The sequence below is a fragment of the Streptomyces clavifer genome, assembly GCF_036345975.1.
GTDB classification, from domain to species: domain Bacteria; phylum Actinomycetota; class Actinomycetes; order Streptomycetales; family Streptomycetaceae; genus Streptomyces; species Streptomyces clavifer.
On record NZ_CP107793.1, the window covers coordinates 5,886,469 to 5,907,359 of the forward strand.

General features: G+C 74.4%; 15 protein-coding genes and 1 pseudogene. 14 read left to right on the forward strand and 2 right to left on the reverse strand.

Annotation, left to right across the window (positions count from 1 at the left end; genetic code table 11):
• The first annotated feature begins 114 nt into the window (after nucleotides 1-114).
• The gene (locus OG927_RS25640) at nucleotides 115-327 is read left to right on the forward strand and encodes a hypothetical protein (RefSeq protein WP_056789593.1); all 213 of its coding nucleotides are present in this window, start codon (nucleotides 115-117) and stop codon (nucleotides 325-327) included.
• A gap of 43 nt (nucleotides 328-370) precedes the next feature.
• Here OG927_RS25640 and OG927_RS25645 read toward each other — a convergent pair whose 3' ends face one another.
• Nucleotides 371-1,378, reverse strand: coding sequence for a helix-turn-helix domain-containing protein (locus OG927_RS25645; RefSeq protein ID WP_056789596.1), 1,008 nt, complete (start codon nucleotides 1,376-1,378; stop codon nucleotides 371-373).
• Between the two features lie 491 nt (nucleotides 1,379-1,869).
• Between OG927_RS25645 and OG927_RS25650 the strand changes: the two genes are divergently transcribed.
• From OG927_RS25650 to OG927_RS25700, 11 genes are all read left to right on the forward strand, one after another.
• Entirely contained in the window at nucleotides 1,870-2,073 is a 204-nt protein-coding gene (locus OG927_RS25650) for a hypothetical protein (RefSeq protein WP_056789599.1), read from the forward strand.
• A gap of 62 nt (nucleotides 2,074-2,135) precedes the next feature.
• A complete protein-coding gene (locus OG927_RS25655; RefSeq protein WP_330321354.1) occupies nucleotides 2,136-4,022 on the forward strand; it encodes an AfsR/SARP family transcriptional regulator in 1,887 nt (628 codons plus the stop codon).
• A 106-nt stretch (nucleotides 4,023-4,128) separates the two neighbouring features.
• Nucleotides 4,129-6,384 carry a TOMM precursor leader peptide-binding protein gene (locus OG927_RS25660; protein WP_056789823.1) on the forward strand — a complete coding sequence of 752 codons (2,256 nt, stop codon included), beginning with the start codon at nucleotides 4,129-4,131 and terminating at the stop codon, nucleotides 6,382-6,384.
• A complete protein-coding gene (locus tag OG927_RS25665; RefSeq protein ID WP_330320840.1) occupies nucleotides 6,374-8,338 on the forward strand; it encodes a TOMM precursor leader peptide-binding protein in 1,965 nt (654 codons plus the stop codon). The genes OG927_RS25660 and OG927_RS25665 overlap by 11 nt, the downstream gene beginning before the upstream one ends.
• 41 nt (nucleotides 8,339-8,379) lie before the next feature.
• Complete coding sequence (locus tag OG927_RS25670; protein ID WP_330320841.1) at nucleotides 8,380-10,044, forward strand: nitroreductase family protein; 1,665 nt, start codon at nucleotides 8,380-8,382, stop codon at nucleotides 10,042-10,044.
• 15 nt (nucleotides 10,045-10,059) lie between these two features.
• Nucleotides 10,060-12,861 carry a lantibiotic dehydratase gene (locus tag OG927_RS25675; RefSeq protein ID WP_330320842.1) on the forward strand — a complete coding sequence of 934 codons (2,802 nt, stop codon included), beginning with the start codon at nucleotides 10,060-10,062 and terminating at the stop codon, nucleotides 12,859-12,861.
• A complete protein-coding gene (locus tag OG927_RS25680; RefSeq protein ID WP_330320843.1) occupies nucleotides 12,849-14,033 on the forward strand; it encodes a lantibiotic dehydratase C-terminal domain-containing protein in 1,185 nt (394 codons plus the stop codon). Before OG927_RS25675 ends, OG927_RS25680 begins: the two co-directional genes overlap by 13 nt.
• A 140-nt stretch (nucleotides 14,034-14,173) precedes the next feature.
• A complete protein-coding gene (locus OG927_RS25685) occupies nucleotides 14,174-15,229 on the forward strand; it encodes a M50 family metallopeptidase (RefSeq protein WP_330321355.1) in 1,056 nt (351 codons plus the stop codon).
• 53 nt (nucleotides 15,230-15,282) lie between these two features.
• Nucleotides 15,283-16,278, forward strand: a complete 996-nt coding sequence (locus OG927_RS25690; RefSeq protein WP_330320844.1) for an ABC transporter ATP-binding protein — start codon at nucleotides 15,283-15,285, stop codon at nucleotides 16,276-16,278.
• Nucleotides 16,275-17,030: an ABC transporter permease gene (locus OG927_RS25695; RefSeq protein WP_056789625.1), complete on the forward strand. Its 756-nt coding sequence runs from the start codon at nucleotides 16,275-16,277 to the stop codon at nucleotides 17,028-17,030. Before OG927_RS25690 ends, OG927_RS25695 begins: the two co-directional genes overlap by 4 nt.
• Complete coding sequence (locus OG927_RS25700) at nucleotides 17,027-19,006, forward strand: TOMM precursor leader peptide-binding protein (protein WP_242413157.1); 1,980 nt, start codon at nucleotides 17,027-17,029, stop codon at nucleotides 19,004-19,006. Before OG927_RS25695 ends, OG927_RS25700 begins: the two co-directional genes overlap by 4 nt.
• 68 nt (nucleotides 19,007-19,074) lie before the next feature.
• Here OG927_RS25700 and OG927_RS25705 read toward each other — a convergent pair whose 3' ends face one another.
• Nucleotides 19,075-19,245 (reverse strand): thiazolylpeptide-type bacteriocin, encoded by a 171-nt coding sequence (locus OG927_RS25705; RefSeq protein WP_030757923.1) that lies wholly within the window; start codon nucleotides 19,243-19,245, stop codon nucleotides 19,075-19,077.
• A 169-nt stretch (nucleotides 19,246-19,414) separates the two neighbouring features.
• Between OG927_RS25705 and OG927_RS25710 the strand changes: the two genes are divergently transcribed.
• Both OG927_RS25710 and OG927_RS25715 read left to right on the forward strand, forming a co-directional pair.
• Nucleotides 19,415-20,698 (forward strand): amidohydrolase, encoded by a 1,284-nt coding sequence (locus OG927_RS25710; protein ID WP_330320845.1) that lies wholly within the window; start codon nucleotides 19,415-19,417, stop codon nucleotides 20,696-20,698.
• Between the two features lie 21 nt (nucleotides 20,699-20,719).
• Nucleotides 20,720-20,890 (forward strand): annotated as a pseudogene (locus tag OG927_RS25715) (VOC family protein); the annotation flags it as partial.
• Nucleotide 20,891: the final 1 nt, after the last annotated feature.

The following is a 20,891-nucleotide window of genomic DNA, read 5'->3' on the forward strand; positions in this document are numbered from 1 at the left end:
CCCTCGCACGGGGGACGGGGTCGTTCTTGTGTGCGGGTGGGTGACGTACTGTCCGGCCCGCACTGTTTATCCGTATGCTCCTGACCGGCTTGTCCGTCCGTATCAGGAGGTTTCATGCCATCTCGCGCGATGTACTGCTACACCTGTGGCTCCGACGAGGAGCACCGGTCCCTCACCGTCACCGAGAAGGACTGGCTGAAGAACCGCACGGGCCGCAGGGGCGTCGAGGAGTTCTTCATGTGCAAGGCGCCGGAGTGCCGCAATCTGCGTACCGGCTTCAACAAGCACCCCTTCGACCCCGTCATCCGCGTCCCGCTGCCCGACTGACCGCGGGGATGCGGTGCCCACGGGCCGGCCCCGCCCCCGTGTCTCAGGGGGTGGGGCCCCCGGTCGGCAGATAGCCCTGCTGCACCGCGTGGACACCCGCCTGGAAGCGGCTGCGGGCGTCGAGGTGGCCCATGAGGCCGGTGGCGATGCGGCGGGCCGTGCGCGGGGAGACGCCGAGACGTTTGGCGATGGCCTCGTCCGTGTAACCCCGCGCCAGCAGCCTCAGGGCCTCGTCCTGCTGACGGGTCAGCGAGCACGCCTCGTGCTTCTCGGCCGGGCCGAGCGGCTGGGCGCGCCCCCACACGCTCTCGAACAGCGCCTCCAGGGCGGTGATGAGCCCCCGGCCCGACACGACGAGCGCGCCCAGCGAGGAGTCCTGGTCGTCCAGGGCCACCAGGGCGAGCCGGTGATCGGTGATGATCATGCGCGTGCTGAGGGAGGGGGCGGTGCGTGTCTCTCCGCCGATCGACGACAGCCACTTGACGTGCGCCACCGTGGGGGCGTGATTGCGGATGCTGTCGAGGTAGACCGTACGCATCCGGACGCCGCGGGCCAGCAGGCGCTGGTTGAGCGGCCGGGAGGCGCGCATGTTCTCCTCGGTCTGCGCCCCGCCCGTGGCGAAGGTCAGGATCTCGTCCTCCACCTCGTCGTGCAGCCGGGCCAGATAGTCCCGGACGTGGTCCACGCCGTCCAGGTGGACCACCGGGGACTCGCCGGGCACGGGATGGGCGGGGGTGAACTCGCTGAGCAGCTCGGCGACCGCCGCCTCGCCCTCCTCCATCCGCTGCCTGCGGGCGGCGAGCTCGGCCCGCTGCCGGGCCAGCAGCAGCTCCAGGCCCAGCCGGGGATTGACCACGTGCATCCGCTGCGGGTCCCCGTCCGCCGCCGGGCGGACCAGCGACAGGCCGCGCAGCAGGCCGACGGCCCTGTCGAGCTGATCCGTGGTCAGCCCCAGCCGTGCGCGGTGCTCCTCCGGGGTCGCCAGGGGGCTGCCGAGCATCGCCCGGTACACCGTCTCCGTCAGCGGGTCCAGACCCAACCGGTCGAGCATCGTCCCCCCTCGTCACGACACAGGCGCCTGCTCCGGTCCCACTGCTCGACGCGGGCAGCGCTCGTCGTCCCTCCGATGACGCCTGGGGTGTTCCGTCGGATCGTGCCGGGCTGACGTGTCCCGGCACCGCGCCTCGCCGCGTTGCCGGCGGTCGCACGGCGCGGATCCCGACCCTCCGATCCGGCCCCGCCCGAACGAAAGACCCCAGTGAAGATCATGGCACGCGCGGGCCGCTTCGGACATGGGGCCGAAGCGGCCCGCGCCGGGCATCGCGGGGAATCCGTACGGCGGCTGTACAGGGTCTGTACGGAAAGCGGACGGATTCCGGGCAGGACGCGGACCGGATTCGGGCAGGATCCCGACGGGCCTCTGGACGGAAAGGGCCATGGCCCCATCGGTCCACCGGTCTTGCCTTCACCGTGTCGTCACTTCCGTACAAAACTCACCATGCTGTCCACCGGTCCCCACAGATGGTTGGAAGGGCTCCTCACATGATTCATGTCCACCGTGCCTCCTGTCTGGCCTTCGGTGCCCTGGTGCTGGCCGGCGCCGCTCTCGGCGCCTTCGCCGTGCCCGCCCAGGCCGCGGAGGTCCGCGTCTCTGCCACCCACACCACCCCCTGCCCGCCGCAGCCCCCGGCCCGCCCCGAGATGCCGAGACCCGGCCACGACCCCCACGACTTCGGCTGGCAGTAGGCACGGCACCCGTGCGGCTCGACCCGGACGTGGAGAACCCCAGGGAGGAAGGGCGGACGACGGTGCGATTCCAACTGCTCGGGCCCTTGAGCATCACCGACGGACGGGACGTGGTCGTGCTCCCGCCGTCCAAACCGACCGCTCTGCTGGCCGCGCTGCTCATCCGCCCGGGCTCGGTGGTCTCCACCGATCATCTGCGCGGTGTGGTGTGGGGCGAGGATCAGCCCGCTACGGCGAAGGCGGCGCTCCAGAGCTGTGTCCTGCGCCTGCGCCGGATCTTCGCCAAGTACGGAATCGAGGACCAGGCCGTCACGGCGGTCGCCGGCGGCTACCGCGTCCGGGCGGACGCCGGGACGCTCGATCTGCTGCACTTCCGTCAGCTCGTCGACCGCGCGGCCGGGTCGGGGGAGGAGCCCGAGCTGTACACGCTGCGGGCCGCCCTCGCACTGTGGCAGGGGCCGCTGCTCGCCAACGTCCCCTCCGACCTGCTCCACCGCGACGAGGTGCCGAGGCTCGCGGAGGAGCGGCTGAGGGTGCTGGAGAGGGTCGGCGACATCGAGCTGGAGCACGGGCGCTGCCGCGAGATACTCGTCGATCTTTGGGAGGTTACGCGCGTATACCCCGCCCATGAGCGCTTTTCCGAGCAACTGATGCTGGCCCTGTACCGGACGGGCCGGCAGACCGAGGCCCTCGCGGAGTACCGCAGGGTCAAGGGCCGTCTCCGGGAGGAACTGGGCGTCGACCCCCGGGCGGACCTGCAGCGGCTGGAGCTGGCGATCCTGCGCGGTGACGACCTCGGGACCCTCGACACCGGGCGTGCCCCGGTCTCCCTCGCGCCGCCCGCCCTCCCGGAGCCCCGGGACGCCTCCCCGGAGGGCGGAACCACGGGCGGGGAGCGGCGGCCGGCCGCCGCTCCGCCGGCCCCCGGCGCACCCCTGCCCGCCGTACCCTGCTTCACCGGGCGGGAAGCCGAAGTGGACGCGCTGGTAACACTGCTGACGCGACGTCAGGAGTGCGGGACGTCGGTCGTGGTGCTCTCCGGGGCTCCCGGCATCGGCAAGACGGCCCTGGCCCTGCACGCGGCGCACCTGGCCGGCGGGCACTATCCCGAGGGCTGCCTGCTGCTGCCACTGACCCGCCCCGACGGCACCGCGCTCCCGGCGGAGGAGGCGGCCGAGGAACTGCGCCGTGCCCGGCCCGCCCGGCCGGGCGAGGGACGCGGCCGCCTCCTCGTCCTCGACGACGTCGTCCACCCCGACCAGGTGCGTCCGCTGCTGACCGCCAACACGGGCGGCGCGGCGATCGTGACGAGCCGGATGGGGCTGGCCGCACTCGTCGCCACGCACGGCGGTGCCGTGTTCCGGCTGGGCGCCCTCGAACCCGAGGAGTCCCACGCGCTGCTGACCGCCGTCCTGGGCGGTGAACGCGTCGGTGCCGAGCCCTCGGCGGCCCGGCGACTGGCCTCCCTGTGCGGCCACTTCCCGCTCGCCCTGAGGATCGCCGCCGCCCGCCTGCTCACCAGGCCCCGGCTGCGGATCGCCGACTGCGCCGACTGGCTGCGGCACGATCTGCCCGCCCGGCTGACGCTGGCCGACGACCCCCGCATGTCCGTGCCCCTCCTGCTGGACGGGGCGCTGCACCGGCTGCCCCCTCCGCTGGCCGACGCCCACCTCCGGCTGGGGGCGACGGCCCACCTCCCCCTGACCCCCGGGCGGGCCGCCGACGTCCTCGGCATGCCGGAGGAGACGGCGGAGGCGGTGATGGAACAGCTCCTCGACGCGGGCCTGCTGGAGGAGGGCCCGCCCGGAGCGTTCCGGATGCACGAACTCCTGCGGGCGCACGCCCGCCGGGCCGCGCCCCGGACCGCGCATCAGCCCACCGTGCTCCGCCCGCCCCGCCGCGAGGAGAGCCGGCAGCCGGCCGACCGGCCGCCGGCCGCCCTGCGCTGACGGCCCGCACGCCGTCCCGCGCCCCGCACCACCTCGCCCAGCCCCTGTACGGGCCCAGACCCCGGGCCGCCCCGTCCGACCCCAGACCAAGAGGTGTGACGCACGCATGGCCACGACACCGTACGCAGAGACCGCCGGAACCAGACCCCGGGTCCGCCGCGACGTCCTGTTCACCCAGACACCCGACGGCGTGATCTTCCACAACGCCGACGGCGGCTTCCAGCTCACCTCCCCGTCCGCCTACCGCTTCGCCACCCTGCTCGTCCCGCACCTGGACGGCAGCAGCTCCGTCGACGAGATCTGCCAGGGGTTCGGGGAACGCCAGAAGGCCATGGTGGGCGAACTCGTGAAAGCGCTCTACGCGCGTGGTTTCGCCCGGCCGGTCCCGGCGCCGGACGAGGCCGACGGCGCCCTCGTGACCGTGCCGGCCGTCGCCTCCCGCTTCGCGCAGCAGATCGCGTACGTGGACCACTACGCCGACGCCGCCGAGGCCCGCTTCGCACGCTTCCGCGCCACCCGGGTCGCCGTCCTCGGCGACGGCCCCGTCGCCCGCTGGTGCGTGCTGTCCCTGATACGCAACGGCTGCGCGGCCGTCGCCTTCGACGCCGCCCTCGCGGACGGCTCCGCAGGCGTGACGTCCCAGCAGTTCGAGGCGATCCACCAGGAGGCGGCGGAGCTCGCGGAGCACGACTGCCCCGTCGAGACGACCCTGCTCCCGGCACGGCAGGCCGGCTCGCCACCGCCCGGCTGGGCGGCGTACGAGGGCTACGACGTCGTCGTGGCCGCGTCCGGCCCCGACGTCCCCCGGACCGTGCTGGCGCTGCTGCGCGAGGGGGTTCCGCAGGGCCGCACGCTGCTCCCCGCCTGGACGTTCGGCCGCAGGGCCGTGGTCGGGCCCGTGATGACCCCGGACGCGGCGGGCTGCTGGTCCTGCGCCGCTCTGCGGCTGGGCGGTGCGGGGGACAGCGAGCCGAGCGCCGCCGCGGACCTGTGGAGCGGTCTGGCCCTGGGCACCGGCACCTCCGGCGAGCAGCCCGCGGGCCCGCTCGCCGCGATGCTCGGCAACCTGCTCGGCTACGAGGTGTTCCGCCTGGTCACCGGTGCGCTGCCGGCCGAGACCCGGGGACAGGTGCTGATCCAGGACATGGCGTCCTTCGACGTCGCCTCGGAACCGCTGCTGCCCCACCCGCGCTGCCCGTTCTGTGCCGGCCGGACCCTCGCGGGCGGCCCGGAACCCGTCGACCTGGCGTCCGCCCCGGCCCGTCCGGCGTTCCTGCCGACGGTCGCCACCGCCCCCGACGACGAAGCGGCCGAGGGCCCCCTGGCCGAGCTGGAGCGCCGCTCGGCGCTGGTCCGCCCGCACACCGGAGTCTTCACCCGGTACGCGGACGAACCGCTGACGCAGACACCCCTGAAGGTGGGGTCCGTCGTGCTCGGCCTCGGCCCCGGAGTCACCCGGACCGTCACCGCCTTCGACGTCCACCACACCGCCGGCGCCCGGCTGCGCGCACTGAACGCCGCCGCCGTCCTCTACGCCGAACACGTGGTGCCCGCGGCCCCGGCGGCGGACGCACCCGCCGGGGCGCTGCCCGGGGGCGGCCCCGCCGTGCTGACGATCGCGTCGGGCACCGGCGGTGACGGGACCACCGCATGGGTGCCGGCCACCTCGCTCGTGACGAAGGAACAGGTACGGGTGCCCGCCGGGGCCGTACGCCCGTTCGGCCCGGACAACCGTGACCGCCGGTTCGAGCCGACCCGCGCCGGTGCGGGCGCGGGCGCGGACCTGCCGGAGGCCGCCGCGGCGGGCCTCCTGTCGGCACTCGCCCACGACGCCCTCCGACGGGCCGTCAGGGGCGCCGGGGACACAGCGGTGATCCCGCCCCCGGCCCTCGGCGAGGACCCCGAGGTGACCTTCCTGCTGCGGTCCGCGGGCCATCTCGGCATCACCGTCGACCTGTTGGACCTCGGGGAGCGTGCGCACTCCGGCGCCTGTGTCGTCCTCGCCCGGACCGGCGGGGACGGGACGCCCGCACGCTGGGCCGTGGGCGCCGCCCTGGACCTCGGGGCCGCCGCCGTCGACGCCCTGCGCGACCTGCTCGGTCAGGTGCAGCTGGCCGCCGAGGGCCTGGGCGCGCCCGACACCGGCGACCCGCTGCTGCGTGACCTCGACGCCGCCCTGGTCCCGGTCACCGCGACCGCCGCAGCCGCGTCCGGGGAGCCCACGGACTGGACCCGGATCCTGGAGCGCCTCGCGGACGGCGGACGGGACGCGCTCGTCGTGCCGACGCACGCGGCGGACCTGCCCACCGCCGGCATCCACACCGTCCGCGTCCTGCTCACGGTGGCCACCGATGCACGCTGAGACCGTGGCCCGCCCCGGACGGGCGGATCCGCCCCGGGAGGCGGCCGCGCGGGCGGAGTCCGCCCGCCGGTTCGCCGGTGCCCTGCGGGAAGCCCTGGAAGAGGTCCGCACCGGACCGGCCCCCGCCCCGGCGGTGGGCGCCCTGGGTGTCAGGGACGCGTACACCGCTCCCGCTGCATCCCGGGAGTACGTACCGGTACGCCTCTACGGGCGTCAGGTGCTGGTCGGGCCGTGGCCCGCGGCCGGACGGGACGCGGGATGCGGGACCTGCCTGGAGCGGCGGTGGCAGGGGGTGCGCTCCGTGCCCCTGCGCGAAGGACTCGAACTCGGCTCCGGCACCCGGTCGGTGGCCCCCTGGCCGTACGCCACCCCGTTCGCCGCCACCGCCGTGGCCGCGCTGATGGCCGCCGTCGCCGAGGAGGCCGCACGGCCGGACGCCGACGGCGCCCCCTACCCCGAGGTGCACCTGCTGGACCTGGACGCCATGACCGTACGCCGTCACCCGCTGGTGCCCGACCCGGAGTGCCCCGCCTGCGGTGCGCCCGGGCCGGACACGGCCGAGGGCGCCGCGCTCACCCTGCGGCCCGCGCCCAAGTACCGGCCGGGCGCCTTCCGGGTCCGCCGGGTCGAGGACTACCGGCTGCCCGTGGACGCCTTCGCCAACCCGCACTGGGGGGCGCTCGGACCGTCCGTCATCTGCGACGTCGCGTCGACCACGACCTCCGCGACCGTCGGCTGCTTCTCGACCCGCTCCGGCGCCTACCTGCGCGAGACCTTCTGGGGCGGCCACGCGGACAGTTACGCGCACAGCCTGCGCATCGGCGTCCTGGAAGGACTGGAGCGCTACGCGGGAATGCGCGCCCGCGGCCGGACCACCGGTCTCGTCGCCTCCCTGGACGACCTCGGGCCGGACGCCGTCGACCCCCGCCTGACCGGCCTCTACTCCGAGGACTTCTACCGGGCCAACCCCCGGGTGCGGCCCTTCACCCCCGACCGGGAGATCCCCTGGGTGTGGGGCTGGTCGCTGCGCGACGCCCGGCCGCGCCCGGTCCCCGAGATCCTCGCCTACTACCACGCACCCGGCCTGGAGAACCGGTTCGTGCAGGAGAGCTCCAACGGCTGCGCCTCGGGCGGCAGCCCGGAGGAGGCCGTCTACTTCGGGCTGATGGAGGTCGTCGAACGGGACGCTTTCCTGCTCGCCTGGTACGGGCAGGTGCCGCTGACCGAGATCGACCCGGCGACCAGCGCCCGCCCCGGCACCCGGCACATGGTGGACCGGCTCGCCATGTACGGCTACCGGGCCCGCTTCTTCGACACCCGCGTCAGCTTCCCCGTCCCCGTGGTCACCGCCGTCGCCGAACGCCTCGACGGAGGCATCGGCCGCATGTGCTTCGGGGCGGGCGCCGGACTCGACCCCGAGTCGGCCCTGGACTCGGCCCTCTGCGAGATCGCCACCGACTCCGTCAACCTCGTCGGCCGGACCCGGCGCGACGAGACCCGGCTGCGCGCCCTGGCGCAGGACTTCGACCAGGTCACGAGCCTCCACGACCACCCGCTCGTCTACGGCGTCCCGGAGATGGGCGCGCACGCCGACTTCCTGCTGCGGCAGCCCGACCCGCGCCCGGCCGTGGATGTCGCGGGCCTGCGGTGGCCGGACGCGACGGGCGCCGCCGTCAGTCCCGACCTGCGGGAGGACCTGCTGCGCGCGGTGGGAGCCGTCACCGCCGCCGGGTTCGACGTGGTGGTCGTCGACCAGACCCTGCCCGAACAGCGCGTCCTCGGTCTGCACACCGTGAAGGTGCTGGTGCCCGGCCTGGTCCCGATCGACTTCGGCTGGTCCCGGCAGCGTGCCCGGCACATGCCCCGCACACGCACCGCACTGCGCGAGGCCGGACTGCGCGGCACCGACCTGACCGCGGACGGGCTCAACCCGGCCCCGCACCCGTTCCCGTGACGGACGTCCGTACCGACCGCCCATCCGAAAGGGGAGACCCCATGGGGTACGCCCACGAGTACGCGCACTCCGTCATGCACCGCGGCCGGATCCCGATGGAGCCCGCCGACTTCGTCCCGGACTGGGCCGACGGCCCCCGCAGGGGCAAGTTCTACCCGGGAGCGGAGACCTACCCGCTGCCGGACGGCGACGGCCTCCCGGGCGCCCCGGTCGGCAGGGGCCTGCTCCCGGCCGCCGGGAGCGAGGCGGACGGACAGCCGGGCGACCGCCCGGCGGGATTCACCCTGCCGCTGCTGTCCGGGATGCTCAAGGACTCCTATGGTCTGACCGGCCGCCGCCTGGGCGTCCAGGCCAACAGCGACCTGTCCGGGCTGCCCTTCTACACCCACGCCAACTGGTCCCGGGGCACGGCCGGGGGCGGCGGGCTCTATCCCGTCAGCATCTACTGGGCCTGCGGCCCGTCCGGGCCGCTCACCCCGGGCATCCACTACTACGACGTCCACCGGCACGCCGTGCAGCGGCTGCTGGCCGGTGACGTCTCGGGCCGCGTGCGCGAGGCGCTGGGACCGGACGCGCCGGCCGAGGCGCTGGACACCGACCAGTACCTGGTCCTGGGCGTCAAGTACTGGCAGAACGCGTTCAAGTACAACAGCTTCTCGTACCACGTGGTCTCCACGGACCTCGGCACCGTCCTGCAGACCTGGCGGATCTGGGCCGGTGCCCGCGGGCTGCGGACGGCGCCGGTGCTCTGGTTCGACGAGCCCCGGCTGAACGGCCTGCTCGGCGTGGCCGGTGAGGAGGAGGGTGTCTTCGCCGTCGTCCCGCTGCACTGGGACCCGGCCGCGCGCCGGACGTCCCCGGCCGGGCGTGACGCGCCGTCCCCGGCCGCCCCCGCCCCGGGGTCCGGCCGCGCGCACCGTCCTGCCGTCCGGCACCGGGACGTCGAGCGCTCCCGCACCGTGCTGGAGTTCCCGACCGTGCGCGCCATGCACGCCGCGACCGTGGAACGCGCCGCCGACCGGCCCGCACCCGGCGCCCTCGCCGCCGCCGCGGCCCGCCCGGCACCCGCCGGAGGGACCCGCGCCGCACTGCCCCCACCCGCCTTCCCGGAGATGCCGGTACGCCGGGCGCTGCGCGGGCGGCGCAGCAGCTTCGGCCGCTTCGACGCGGCCCGGCCGGTCACCCCCGCGCAGCTCTCGGCAGTCCTGGCGGCCTGCGCGGCGACGTCCCTGGGCGGCGACGCCGACCCGGCGGGCACCGTGCGGCTGACCACCCTCTACGCCTTCGTCAACCACGTGGAGGGCATCGAGCCGGGCGCGTACGCCCACGACCCGGACACGGGCGACCTGCGGCTCGTCGAAGCGGGCCCGCAGGGGGCGTTCCTCCAGGAGAACTACTTCCTGGCCAACTACAACCTGGAGCAGGCGGGCGTCGTCCTCGTGCCGGCCGTCCGCACCACCGCCGTCCTCGACGCGGTGGGGGACCGGGGCTACCGGCTGGCCGTCGGCACCGCGGGCGCCGTCGCGCAGACCTTCTACGTCGCTGCCGCCGCGCTCGGCCTGGGCGCGGGGGTGGCCCTGGGCTTCGACAACATCTCGTTCGTCGAGAAGCTCGGTCTGGGGGACGGTGACGAGGCCCCCCTGCTGATCATGCCGCTCGGCCACGAGCGCCCCGGGCCTGCCGACTTCCACCACGAGATCGCCTGACGGGGGAGACTTCCGATGACACTCACGACGTCCGACACACCGGTCCCGCCCGGTTCCGAAGCGCCCTGCGAGCTCCCGGCCGCCGCCGTGGAGTGGCAGCCGGGCCGCCGCTTCGTGCTCCGTGCCGCCGGGCTGCCCGTGGAGAGCGTGCACGGCCTGCGCTGTCCGGGCACCCGCCGCTGGGCCGACGAGGTCCTGGACGGGGAGGAGCGCCTGCGTAGGGGCGGCGCCGCCCTCAGCGATCTGCTGCACGGCCTGGTCCGGGCCGCCGACGCCGTCGGCCCCGACGCCCGGCGGGCGCTGCTGGCGCTGCGCCGCCGGGTGTTCAACAACCGGCTTCCCGCCGACCCCGGTGCGGCCGTCCGCCTGGTGACCGGCCTCGACGCGGAGGCCGGTGCCCGGACCGCCGCGTGGCTGCGCGACCGTGCCGGCCTCACGGAGCTGCGCGACAGCGGTGCCGCGCTGCTCACCGCCGAACTGCGCACCGCCCGGAGCGAACTGCGCACGCTCCTGGCCGGGGAACGCCTCCGACCGGGGCTGCTGCTGGCCTCGCCGACGCTCGACAGCCGGCTCGACGCCTATCTGCGCGACACCGGTGACGAGCCGGCTAAACGGATGCGGAAGATGGAGCGTTCCGCGCTCGCCTACCTCTACCGGACGGCCTGCAAGACCAGCCCGTTCAGCACCTTCACGGCCGTCGCCCTCGGCACCTTCGACGGCGACCCGGCGGACGACCGGAGCGCCCTGCGCACGGGTGAGGACTGGACGAGCCACGTCCGCCTCAACGTCGTCGCCCTCGGCCGGCTGGCCGACCTGATCCTCGCGGACCCCGTACGCCGCCAGGACCTGCCCGTCGTGCTCTCCCCCGGCTGGGGCCGCGACGACGACCGGATCCGCTACGTCCGGCAGTGGGTGACGGCGGGCGACGACAGCGCCGCCGTCACCTTCGACTCGGTGCGCGACCGGCTCTTCTACCTCCGCAGCAGCGGCACCCTGGAACGGCTCCTCGGCTTCTTCGACGGCCGCACGGACCTCCGTCACCGCGACCTGGTCGACTGGCTGCGGGCCGAGCACGGCGCCGAACGCACCGAGTGCGAACGCTACGCCGCGGCCCTGCTCCAGCTCGGCATGGTGCAGGTGCCCTGCCTGCGCACCGACGTGCACACCCCGGATCCGCTGCACTCCTTCCAGGAGGCCCTGCGGGGCCTGGGCGCGCCCTGGGCGGACCGGGTGGCGGCGGGCCTGGACGGCCCGGCCGCCTGCCTGGCGGCGTACCCGGCCGCCGGGGTCGACGAGCGGCGGACCCTGCTGCGCACCCTGCGCGAGCAACTCCTGGACACACAGCGGGAGCTGGGCGCGGCGGATCCCGGGCTCCCGCAGACCCTGCTGTACGAGGACGTCAGCGCGGGGGACGGCCTGGTCTGCGGCCCCGGCGTGCTGACCGGGGCGACGGGGCGGGCGCTGCGGGCGGTCGAGGGGGTGCTGCCGATGTTCGACATGACACTGCCCCAGCGCATCACCCTGAGGGGCTTCTTCGTGGCCCGGTACGGGCGCGGCGGCCGGTGCGACGACCTGCTCGGCCTCGTCCACGACTTCCACGAGGACCTCTTCGACCAGTACGTCTCCTTCACCTCCAAGCGCGCCGCCTTCGCCGAGGACGGCACGTACGTGCCGGAGGAGAACTGGCTCGGGCAGCCCGCGCTCAGGACACTGGACGACGCCCGCCGCCGGTTCGTCACCGGTATGCGGAAGCTGTGGGCCGAGGCGGACGGAACCGGGGAGATCAGGCTGCCCGAGGAACTGCTCGCATCGGTCGCCGGCGAACTCGCCCCGCTGACGGCCGACTTCACCCCGCAGAGCCACCACATCCAGCTGTCCCGCCCCGCCCCGGACCGACCCGGTGAGTCCCTGGTCGTCCTCAACCGCTCGTACGGGGGAGTGGCGTTCCCCTTCAGCCGCTTCACCCATGTGTACGACGGCCCCGGCGACGCGGGTGACCCCGGGCTCTCCGGCCGGCTGCGCGCGGAGCTCCGCGCCCGGCAGCCGCGAGGGGCGGTGTTCGCCGAGCTGACCGGCGGACCTGTCACCAGCAATCTCAACCTGCACGGACGACTGACGGACCATCAGATCGTGTGCCCCGGCGAGACCGGCACGGTCCCCGAGGCCGACCGGATCCACCTCGACGACCTGTACCTGGAACACGACGAGGAGGCCGACCGCCTCGTCCTGCGCTCCCGCAGGCTGGAGTGCGAGGTCGTCCCCGTCTACCTCGGCTATCTCGTGCCCGTGGCCCTGCCGGAGATCCCGCGCACCCTGCTGCTCCTCTCGCCGAGCACCATGGCCCCCTCGAACGTCTGGGGCGGTGTCCCCGAGAGCGAGCCCGTGGACGGCGTGACGCGCCGGCCGCGGGTGCGCCACGGGGATGTCGTGATCAGCCGCCGCAGCTGGACGGCGGAGGCGTCGGCGCTCCCGGTGCGCCGTCCCGGGACGGGCGAGGAGGAGTGGTACCTGGACTGGCAGCGCTGGCGCCGTACCCACCGGCTCCCCGACCAGGTCTTCGCCACCGTGACCCGCGACGGCCGGGCGGCCCTCGGGGCCAAGCCCGCCTACGTGGACTTCGGCAGCCACCTGTCCCTGACGGCGTTCGACGCCGTGGTGGAGCGCGAGCCCGGCACCCGGGTGGTCCTGCGCGAGATGCTCCCGGCCGAGGACGGGCTGCACCTGACCTCGGAGCGGGGCAGCCATGTGGCCGAGCTGGCCGTCGAGACCTTCACCTTCCGCACCAGCACCGAGGACGGCCCGACATGCCGGAACTGACATCGCCCCGCCCCGCCCGCCCGGCCCCCGGCACGGCGGACGGGGAGTGGATCGCCCTGCACGTCTTCTACGCCGCCAGCCCCCGGCCGATGCTGGTCGACTGCGTGCGCCCACTGGTGGACCGGCTCACGGAGGAGGGACTGCTGGCCGGCCACTTCTTCATCAACTACTGGCTGGAGGGCCCGCACGTCCGGCTCCGGCTGCGGCCCGCGAGCGCCGCCGCCGCACCCGAGGTCCGCCGCAGGGCCGAGGAGGCCCTCGGAGCGTTCCTGCGCACCCGCCCCGCGCTGTACGAGGTCGACTCCGGCTTCCTCAAGGACTTCTACAACGCCCTGTTCGACATCGAGTTCCCCGGGGAGGACCGGGGCAGGTACATGGGCGAGGACGGCCGGATGAACCTGCGGCCGAACAACTCCTTCTCGTACGAGGCCTACGCCCCCGAGTACGCCAAGTACGGCGGGCCCGCCGGGGTCGAGCTCGCCGAATGGCACTTCCGGCACTCCAGCGAGCTGGTCATGGACGCCTTCCGCACCATGAACCTGCACCTGCGCACCGTGCTGCTCGGCACCTCCGCCCAGCTGATGATGGTGATGGCGAGCTGCTTCCTGCCCGAGAAGGACCGCCTCGCCGCCTACCTGGACGGCTACTACGAGTTCTGGCACCGGGCCTTTCCCGGCACCGGGTTCATCGGCTCGCAGGAGTACGAGCGCAACTACGCCGAGATGGCGCCCGCGCTGGGCCGCCGGTTCGCCGAGATCCACGCCGCGGTCTCGGGCGGCGAGCCGGGGAGGCTGCCCGTGTTCCTGCGCGGCTGGGCCGCCCACTGCCTGGAGCTGCGTGCGCGGGTGGCGGACCTGGCCACCCGCGGCGAGCTCGCCTTTCCCGCGTGGGAGGGGCCCGCCCGGGAGGACACCGGCCAGGAGCGCGCCGAGCAGGGGGACGCCGTCCCGCTGGAAACGCTCACCCATGTGCCCGCGGTCCTGCCGCGGCTGCTGTCCCCGTACATGCACATGACCAACAACCGGCTGCACGTGACGATCCGCGACGAGGCCTACCTGTCCTTCGTGCTCGGCCAGGTGCTGCGCGAGCAGCCCATGAGCGGGACGGGAGCGGCGGGTGCGGACGGGCCGGGGGACACGGACGGGTCCGGCGACATCGAGGCACACGCATGACCGCCGCCCCCGACCGGTCCGCGACTCCCGGCCGGTCCACAACCCCCGACCGGTCCGCCGCCCCCGACCGCCCCGTCGCCCCGGCGGCAGGCGCCCACTCAGCGGCCCGCGCCTACCGGCCCGCACTGCGCGAAGGCGTGATGCTCAGCCCGCCCCTGCTGCGCGGCCCCCGCACCGTGCACCTGGTCAAACATCCTTACAGCGGCGCCGCGTTCGAGGTCGGGATCAAGGAGCACTTCGTCATCGCCCGGCTCGACGGGACGCGGAACCTCGACGACATCGGCCCCGCGTACGCCACCCGCTTCGGTCGCCGCCTCGCGGAGGACAACTGGAACCGGCTCCTCGGACTCCTCGGCGTGCGGGGCCTGCTGTCCGGAGCCCCCGACCCGCCACCCGCCCCACCCGCCCCGCCCCGCACCGGCACCCTCTGGCGGGGCACCCGGCGGATGGTCGCCGACGCCGACGCGACCACCGCCCGGCTGCACCGGCTCCTGCGGCCCCTGCTCCACCCCGCCGTACAACTGCCCCTGCTGGCGGCCGTCCTGGCCATGCTGGTGGTCCTCGGCCTCCGGGCCGGAGAACTCCTCGACGGAACAGCCGAGTTGATCCGCAGCCCGCTCGCCCTGGCGGCGGTGGCCCTGCTGCTGTGGTTCAGCATCACCCTCCACGAGCTCGCCCACGGCGTCGCGGCCCAGCACTACGGTGGCCATGTCGCCGAGATCGGACTGCGCTGGAGGTTCCCGGCCGCGATGCTCTACTGCACGGTCGACAACTACCTGTTCCTGCCCGGCAGGCGGGCCAAGCTGGTGATCGCCGGGGCGGGCGCCTACGTCAACCTGCTGCTCCTGCTGCCCTTCGCCCTCTGGTGGCTGCTCCTCCCGGGGCACGACCCCGCCCGGCCGCCGCTGGCCGGTCTGCTGCTGCTCGGCGGCGTCCAGGGACTCAGCAACCTCGTCCCCCTCCCGCCCCTGGACGGCTACCGGATGCTCGGCCACGCCCTGGGCGTCGCCCACCTCGCCCCCGAATCCCGCGCCTACCTGCTGCTGCGCCGGGGCAGGGGCGGGGCCGGGGCCACCGCCGCCTACCCCCGCCGGGCCCGCCGCCTCTACACGGCGTACGGGATCGGATCGGCGGCCCTGCTCCTCCTCGCCGCGGCCGGTACCTGCACGGCGGTCCTCCTGCTGCTGCTCCGGTGAACCGGCCGCACCCCGTCCCCGCCGACCCCCGACCCGAAGGACCCACGCACCACATGAGTGAGGTACAGGCCATGCGAGCCACACCCCCCGAAGGCACCACCCCGTCCGCCGCCGTCCAAGTGGTGGGGGTCTCCAAGCGGTACGGAGACCGGCAGGCGGTGGACGACGTGTCCCTGGAGATCCGCCGCGGGGAGTTCTTCGGCCTCCTCGGCCCCAACGGCGCGGGCAAGTCCACCCTGGTCGAGATCATGGAAGGACTGCGCCGGGCCGACTCGGGCTCCGTCGCCCTCTTCGGCGAGTCCCCCTGGCCGCGCAACACCACGCTGCTGCCCCGCCTCGGTGTACAGACCCAGTCCTCGGCGTTCTTCGTGCGGCAGACCGCGCACGAACACCTGCGCACGGTCGCGGCACTCTTCGGCGTCTCCCGGACGGCAGTCGACGCGACCCTCGACTCCGTGGGACTGACCGAGCACCGCGACATACAGGTGGAGAGCCTCTCCGGCGGTCAGCGCCAGCGCCTGGCCATCGCCTCCGCGCTCGTCCACGGCCCCGAGCTGATCTTCCTGGACGAGCCGACCGCCGCCCTCGACCCGCAGGCCCGCCGCGCACTGTGGGAGGTGCTGCGCGGGCTCAAGGCCGAGGGCCGCACCATCGTCTACACCACGCACCACCTCGACGAGGCGGAAGCACTGTGCGACCGCATCGCCATCCTCGTGGACGGCTCGATCGCCGTGACCGACTCCCCGCACAACCTCGTCGACGCCTCCGAGGCACCCAGCCGGCTGATGCTGCCGCTGGGCAGACTCGACGAACAGCAGGCGGCGGCCATACCCGGCGTCGACCGCGTCACCGTCCAGGGCGGCTCCCTCGTCCTGGAGACACGGACGTCCGGACGGGTGCTCAGCGCCGTCGACCGCCTCACCGGACTGGACGGCGTACAGACCCGCTCCGCCAGCCTGGAGGACGTCTACCTCGACCTCACCGCCCGGCTCGCCCGGGCCCGGCAGACCCCCGGCGGCCACGCCGAGACAACGGAGCAGCAGGCATGAGCGCGTACACCGCACTGACCGCGGCGGGCTACCGCGCCCAGGTCCGCGACCGGACGACCCTCTTCTTCACCTTCGCCTTCCCGCTCCTCTTCCTCGTCGTCTTCGGCCTTATCTTCCGCGGCCAGGACGTCGAGCAGAGCGGCCTGTCCTACATCTCCTACACGGCGGCCGGCGTCCTGTCCTGGGGGGTGGCGAACGCCGCCGTGTTCGGCATCGCGTTCACCCTCATGCAGTGGCGGACCGACGACATCCTGCGGCTGATACGGATGTCCCCGGCTCCGCTGTCCGCCGTCATCGGCTCCCGCTACGCCCTCGCCCTCGTCGTCGGCCTCGTCCAGTCGCTGCTGTTCGTCGGAGTGGCGATGCTGCCGCTGTTCGGCCTGGAGCCCGCGTCCGGCTGGCCCCTCCTGATCCCGGTGATGACCCTGGGCATCACGACGTTCCTGCTGCTCGGCGTGATCATCGGCTCCTTCGCCAACACCCCCGAGTCCGTCGCGGCCGTCGCGAACTTCCTGATGCTCCCCATGGCCTTCCTGTCCGGATCCTTCTTCCCGATGGACGCCATGCCCTCCTGGCTGCAGAAGGTCTCCCTGGTCATGCCGCTGCGCTACCTCAACGACGCCGTGTCCCACGCGCTGACCGGCCGCGGCGACTCCTCCGACGTCGTGATCGGCTGCGCGGGCCTCGCCGTCTTCGCCCTCGTCCTCGGCGCCGTGGCGATCAGGACCTTCCGCTGGACGAAGGCCTCATGACCACCGCCACGCGGCAGCAGCCGCCCCCGCCGGCCCCACCGCTGCCGCACCCGATGCACCGCGCGCGGGCGGTCCTGCACTCCGCCCTCGCCGACCGCCTGGGCCCCGGCACCCTCCACGTCGTCCCGATCGGCGCCACCGACGCCACCGCCCACCTCGGCGACCGGGGCGCGCCCGACCCCTGGGCCGCCGACCGCCCCGGTGCGCGCGTCCACCTCACCGCCTCCGCCGTACTCGTCGGCCCCTGGGGCGGCGACGGCACGGCACCCGCCTGCGGACGCTGCCTGGCGATGCGCTGGCAGCGGCTCCGCAGCCGCAGCGAACGCGACGCCCTGGAGACCGGCGGCCCGGACGGCCCCCGGCCCGTGGGGGAGTGGCCGCTGCTCACCGACCACACCCACGACGCCGTCGCCGCGCTGTACGCGGCGGTCCTGGGCAGCCCCGACGCCGTACCACCCGCGGCCAAGGGCGCCGACCGGGCCCTGCCCCAGGTGTCGCGCCTCGACCTGAAGACCCTGCGCATACGGACCTTCCCCCTCCTGGCCGACCCGCTCTGCCCCGACTGCGCGCCGCGCCCCGGCACGGCGGAAGCGACCCCGCACGCCCTCGTCCCGCGGCCCAAGCCGGACCCGGACACCTACCGGCTGCGCCCCGCCTCCGCCTACCCGATCCCGGAGGAGGCCCTGGCCAACCCGGTGTGCGGCGCCCTCGGCGGCGGTACGTGGATCGACGTCACCTCCCCGACCACCGCCCCGGTCGCCGGCAGCGTCTTCGTGCGCGGTTACGCCGGGCTCAACGACGTCACCTGGAGCGGCCAGGAGAACGCCTTCTCCACCAGCCGCACCCTGGCCTTCCTCGAAGGCCTCGAACGCTACGCCGGAACCCACCGCCGCGGCCGGACGACCCCGGTCACCGGCTCGTGGAACGAGCTCGCGGCCCACGCCGTCGACCCCGCCGTCTGCGGCTTCTACGACCCCCGCACCTACCGCGACGACCCGCTGGTCGACCCCTTCGACCCCGACCGGCCCATCCCCTGGGAGCGGGGCTGGTCGCTGCGCGACGAACGCCCCGTACTCGTGCCCTCCCGCCTCGTCTACTACAGCGCCGGGCTGGCCGCGGACAACTTCGTCTTCGAGTGCTCCAACGGCTGTGCCATCGGCGGCAGTCTGGAGGAGGCGGTGCTGGGCGGACTCCTCGAACTCGTCGAGCGCGACGCCTTCCTCAACGCCTGGTACGGCGCGGCCCGCCTCACCAGGATCGACCTGGACACCGTGGGCGGCCGTACCGCCGCGGCCATGGCGGAACGGGCCGCGCTCCAGGGCTACGACGTCCATGTCCTCGACAACCGCATCGACCTGGCCGTGCCCGTGGTCACCGCCGTGGCCGTCCGCCGCGACGGCGGCCCCGGCATGCTCTCCTTCGCGGCGGCCGCCTCCCTCGACCCGCTCGCCGCCGTCGAGGGCGCACTGTCCGAGGTGCTCACCTACATCCCGCACCTGTCCCGCCAGACCATCGAACGCCGGGGCGAACTCGAAGCCATGGCCGACGACTTCCACCGGGTCAGGCACCTCAAGGACCACGCCCAGCTCTACGGCCTGCCGCGGATGGCCGAGCACGCCCGAAGCCACCTCGAACCGACGGCCGTCCGCTCCTTCGGCGAGGTCTACCGCGACTGGCAGGACGACGGGCGCCCGCGCACCGGAGATCTGCTCGACGACGTCCTGGCCGTCCGCGACGAGCTGACCGGGGCCGGCCACGACGTGATCGTCGTCGACCAGACCACCCCGGAACAGGAACGCATGGGGCTGCGCACGGTCAGCACCCTGGTGCCGGGGCTCCTGCCGATCGACTTCGGCTGGAACCGGCAGCGTGCCCTGCTGATGCCGCGGCTGCGCACCGCGCTGCGGCGCGGCGGCCACCGCGCGACGGATCTGACCGACGCCGAGATCCGCCGGGTCCCGCACCCGTTCCCCTGAGCACCGCGAACGCCCGGTACCCGTCGGGAGACGGGTACCGGGCGCGAGGGACCGCTGCTGACGCCGGATCAGGCGGAGCAGGAGGTGGTGCTGGTGGTGGAGCTGCACGTCGAGGTCGAGCTGGTGCTGGTGGAACCGGCGAGCACGACCTCGCTGGCGTCCGAGTAGTCGGAGATCTCGAAGGTCTCGGCCTCGAGCTCGAGGATCTCGTCGGCGAGGGTGCTCAGGTCCTTGTTCATGCGGTCTCCTCCGTTGGTGCCGTCGTCTCCGGCGGCCGCCTGCTGGGGTGTACGCCACTCATTCCACCGGGTGCCGCTGACCGTTCGGCACGCCTCGCGCACGCACATCGCTGGCACCCGACGCCAGCGCCCCGACAGCACCCCCTAACTCCCCTCCACAGGAGCCCTCATGGCCTCGCCCGCCCTCCCGCCCCACCCCGTCCTGAGCAGGGCGGGAGAGGTCCTGCGCCCCGCCCTCACCCTCTACCTGGACGTGCACCGCCACCCCGAGCCGTCCGGCCGGGAGAGCCGTACCGCCGCTCTGCTCGCCGAACGGCTCGCCGCCTCCGGCTGCGACGTGACCCGCGACGTGGGCGGCCACGGCGTGGTCGGCGTCCTGCGCAACGGCGAGGGCCCCCACGTGTACCTGCGCGCCGAACTCGACGCCCTGCCGATGGACGAGCGCACCGGCCTCGCCTACGCCAGCGCCAACGGCTCCATGCACGCCTGCGGCCACGACCTCCATCTCGCGGCGGCGGCCGGCACGGTGGACCTCCTCTCCCGTACCGCCGACCGGTGGCGGGGCACCGCCGTGGTCGTCGGACAGCCCGCCGAGGAGACCCTGACCGGGGCCCGGGCCATGCTGGCGGACGGCCTGTACGAGCGGTTCGGCAGGCCGGACGTGGTCCTCGCCCAGCACGCGGCCCCGCTCCCGTCCGGAATGATCGCGCACGGCACCGGCCACGGCCCGGTGGCGGCCGCGAGCGTCGCGCTGACCGCCGTCCTGCACGGCCGCGGCGGCCACGCAGCCACCCCGCACCTGACCGTCGACCCCGTGGTGACGGCGGCGGCCGTCGTCACCCGCCTCCAGACCGTGGTCGCCCGCGAGACCGCACCCGGTGACCGGCTCACCCTGACCGTCGGCACGCTGCGCGCGGGCACCGCGGTCAACGTGGTGCCGGACACGGCCGAGCTGGGCATCGGCATCCGTGCGGCCGACGACGCGGCACTGGACCGCGCCCTCGCGGCGGTGGAGCGGATCGTACGGGCCGAGTGCGCCGCCTCCGCCTGCCCCCGCGACCCGGAGCTGACGGTGCTCTCCCGCTCGCCCGCCCTGTGGTGCCACCCCGAAGCGACCCGGACCGTCCGCGCCGCCCACACCGCCCTGTACGGCCCCGAACGGGTCGGTGACTGGCCACCGTCGATGGCGGCCGAGGACTTCCCGCTCTTCGGCGACGCGGGGGCGGGGATCCACGCCGAAGCGGGCATCCCGCTCGTCTACTGGATGATCGGGGTCATGGGCCCGAAGCAGTGGGCCGAGGCGGCGGCCGGCCTCCCCCCGAACCACTCGCCCCACTTCGCCCCGGACATCCGTACCGCACTCCCGCCCGCGATCACCGCCCTGACCGCCGCCGCCCTCACCCGCCTCGGCGGAACCGCCGAGGCGGAGGCGATGGCGCCCGAGGGCGGGTGAGGGCGGTCCCGTCGCCCAGCCGGCAGCGGTGCCGCGATCCGGCTCCACGCCACGGACGTCCAGGCCATCCACGATGCTCTCGCCGCCGACGGCCACACGATCGTCTCCGCGCCGATCGACGGCCCCTTCGGCCGGACATTCACCTTCGCCGACCCCGACGGGTACCAGGTCACTCTCCACGACCGCGCCTGAC

Excerpts from the sequence above, each read along its gene's own strand:
- OG927_RS25640 (WP_056789593.1), top strand. The coding sequence starts at position 115 with ATGCCATCTCGCGCGATGTACTGCTACACCTGTGGCTCCGACGAGGAG.
- OG927_RS25645 (WP_056789596.1), bottom strand. The coding sequence starts at position 1,378 with ATGCTCGACCGGTTGGGTCTGGACCCGCTGACGGAGACGGTGTACCGG.
- OG927_RS25650 (WP_056789599.1), top strand. The coding sequence starts at position 1,870 with ATGATTCATGTCCACCGTGCCTCCTGTCTGGCCTTCGGTGCCCTGGTG.
- OG927_RS25660 (WP_056789823.1), top strand. The coding sequence starts at position 4,129 with ATGGCCACGACACCGTACGCAGAGACCGCCGGAACCAGACCCCGGGTC.
- OG927_RS25665 (WP_330320840.1), top strand. The coding sequence starts at position 6,374 with ATGCACGCTGAGACCGTGGCCCGCCCCGGACGGGCGGATCCGCCCCGG.
- OG927_RS25670 (WP_330320841.1), top strand. The coding sequence starts at position 8,380 with ATGGGGTACGCCCACGAGTACGCGCACTCCGTCATGCACCGCGGCCGG.
- OG927_RS25675 (WP_330320842.1), top strand. The coding sequence starts at position 10,060 with ATGACACTCACGACGTCCGACACACCGGTCCCGCCCGGTTCCGAAGCG.
- OG927_RS25680 (WP_330320843.1), top strand. The coding sequence starts at position 12,849 with ATGCCGGAACTGACATCGCCCCGCCCCGCCCGCCCGGCCCCCGGCACG.
- OG927_RS25685 (WP_330321355.1), top strand. The coding sequence starts at position 14,174 with ATGCTCAGCCCGCCCCTGCTGCGCGGCCCCCGCACCGTGCACCTGGTC.
- OG927_RS25690 (WP_330320844.1), top strand. The coding sequence starts at position 15,283 with ATGAGTGAGGTACAGGCCATGCGAGCCACACCCCCCGAAGGCACCACC.
- OG927_RS25695 (WP_056789625.1), top strand. The coding sequence starts at position 16,275 with ATGAGCGCGTACACCGCACTGACCGCGGCGGGCTACCGCGCCCAGGTC.
- OG927_RS25700 (WP_242413157.1), top strand. The coding sequence starts at position 17,027 with ATGACCACCGCCACGCGGCAGCAGCCGCCCCCGCCGGCCCCACCGCTG.
- OG927_RS25705 (WP_030757923.1), bottom strand. The coding sequence starts at position 19,245 with ATGAACAAGGACCTGAGCACCCTCGCCGACGAGATCCTCGAGCTCGAG.
- OG927_RS25710 (WP_330320845.1), top strand. The coding sequence starts at position 19,415 with ATGGCCTCGCCCGCCCTCCCGCCCCACCCCGTCCTGAGCAGGGCGGGA.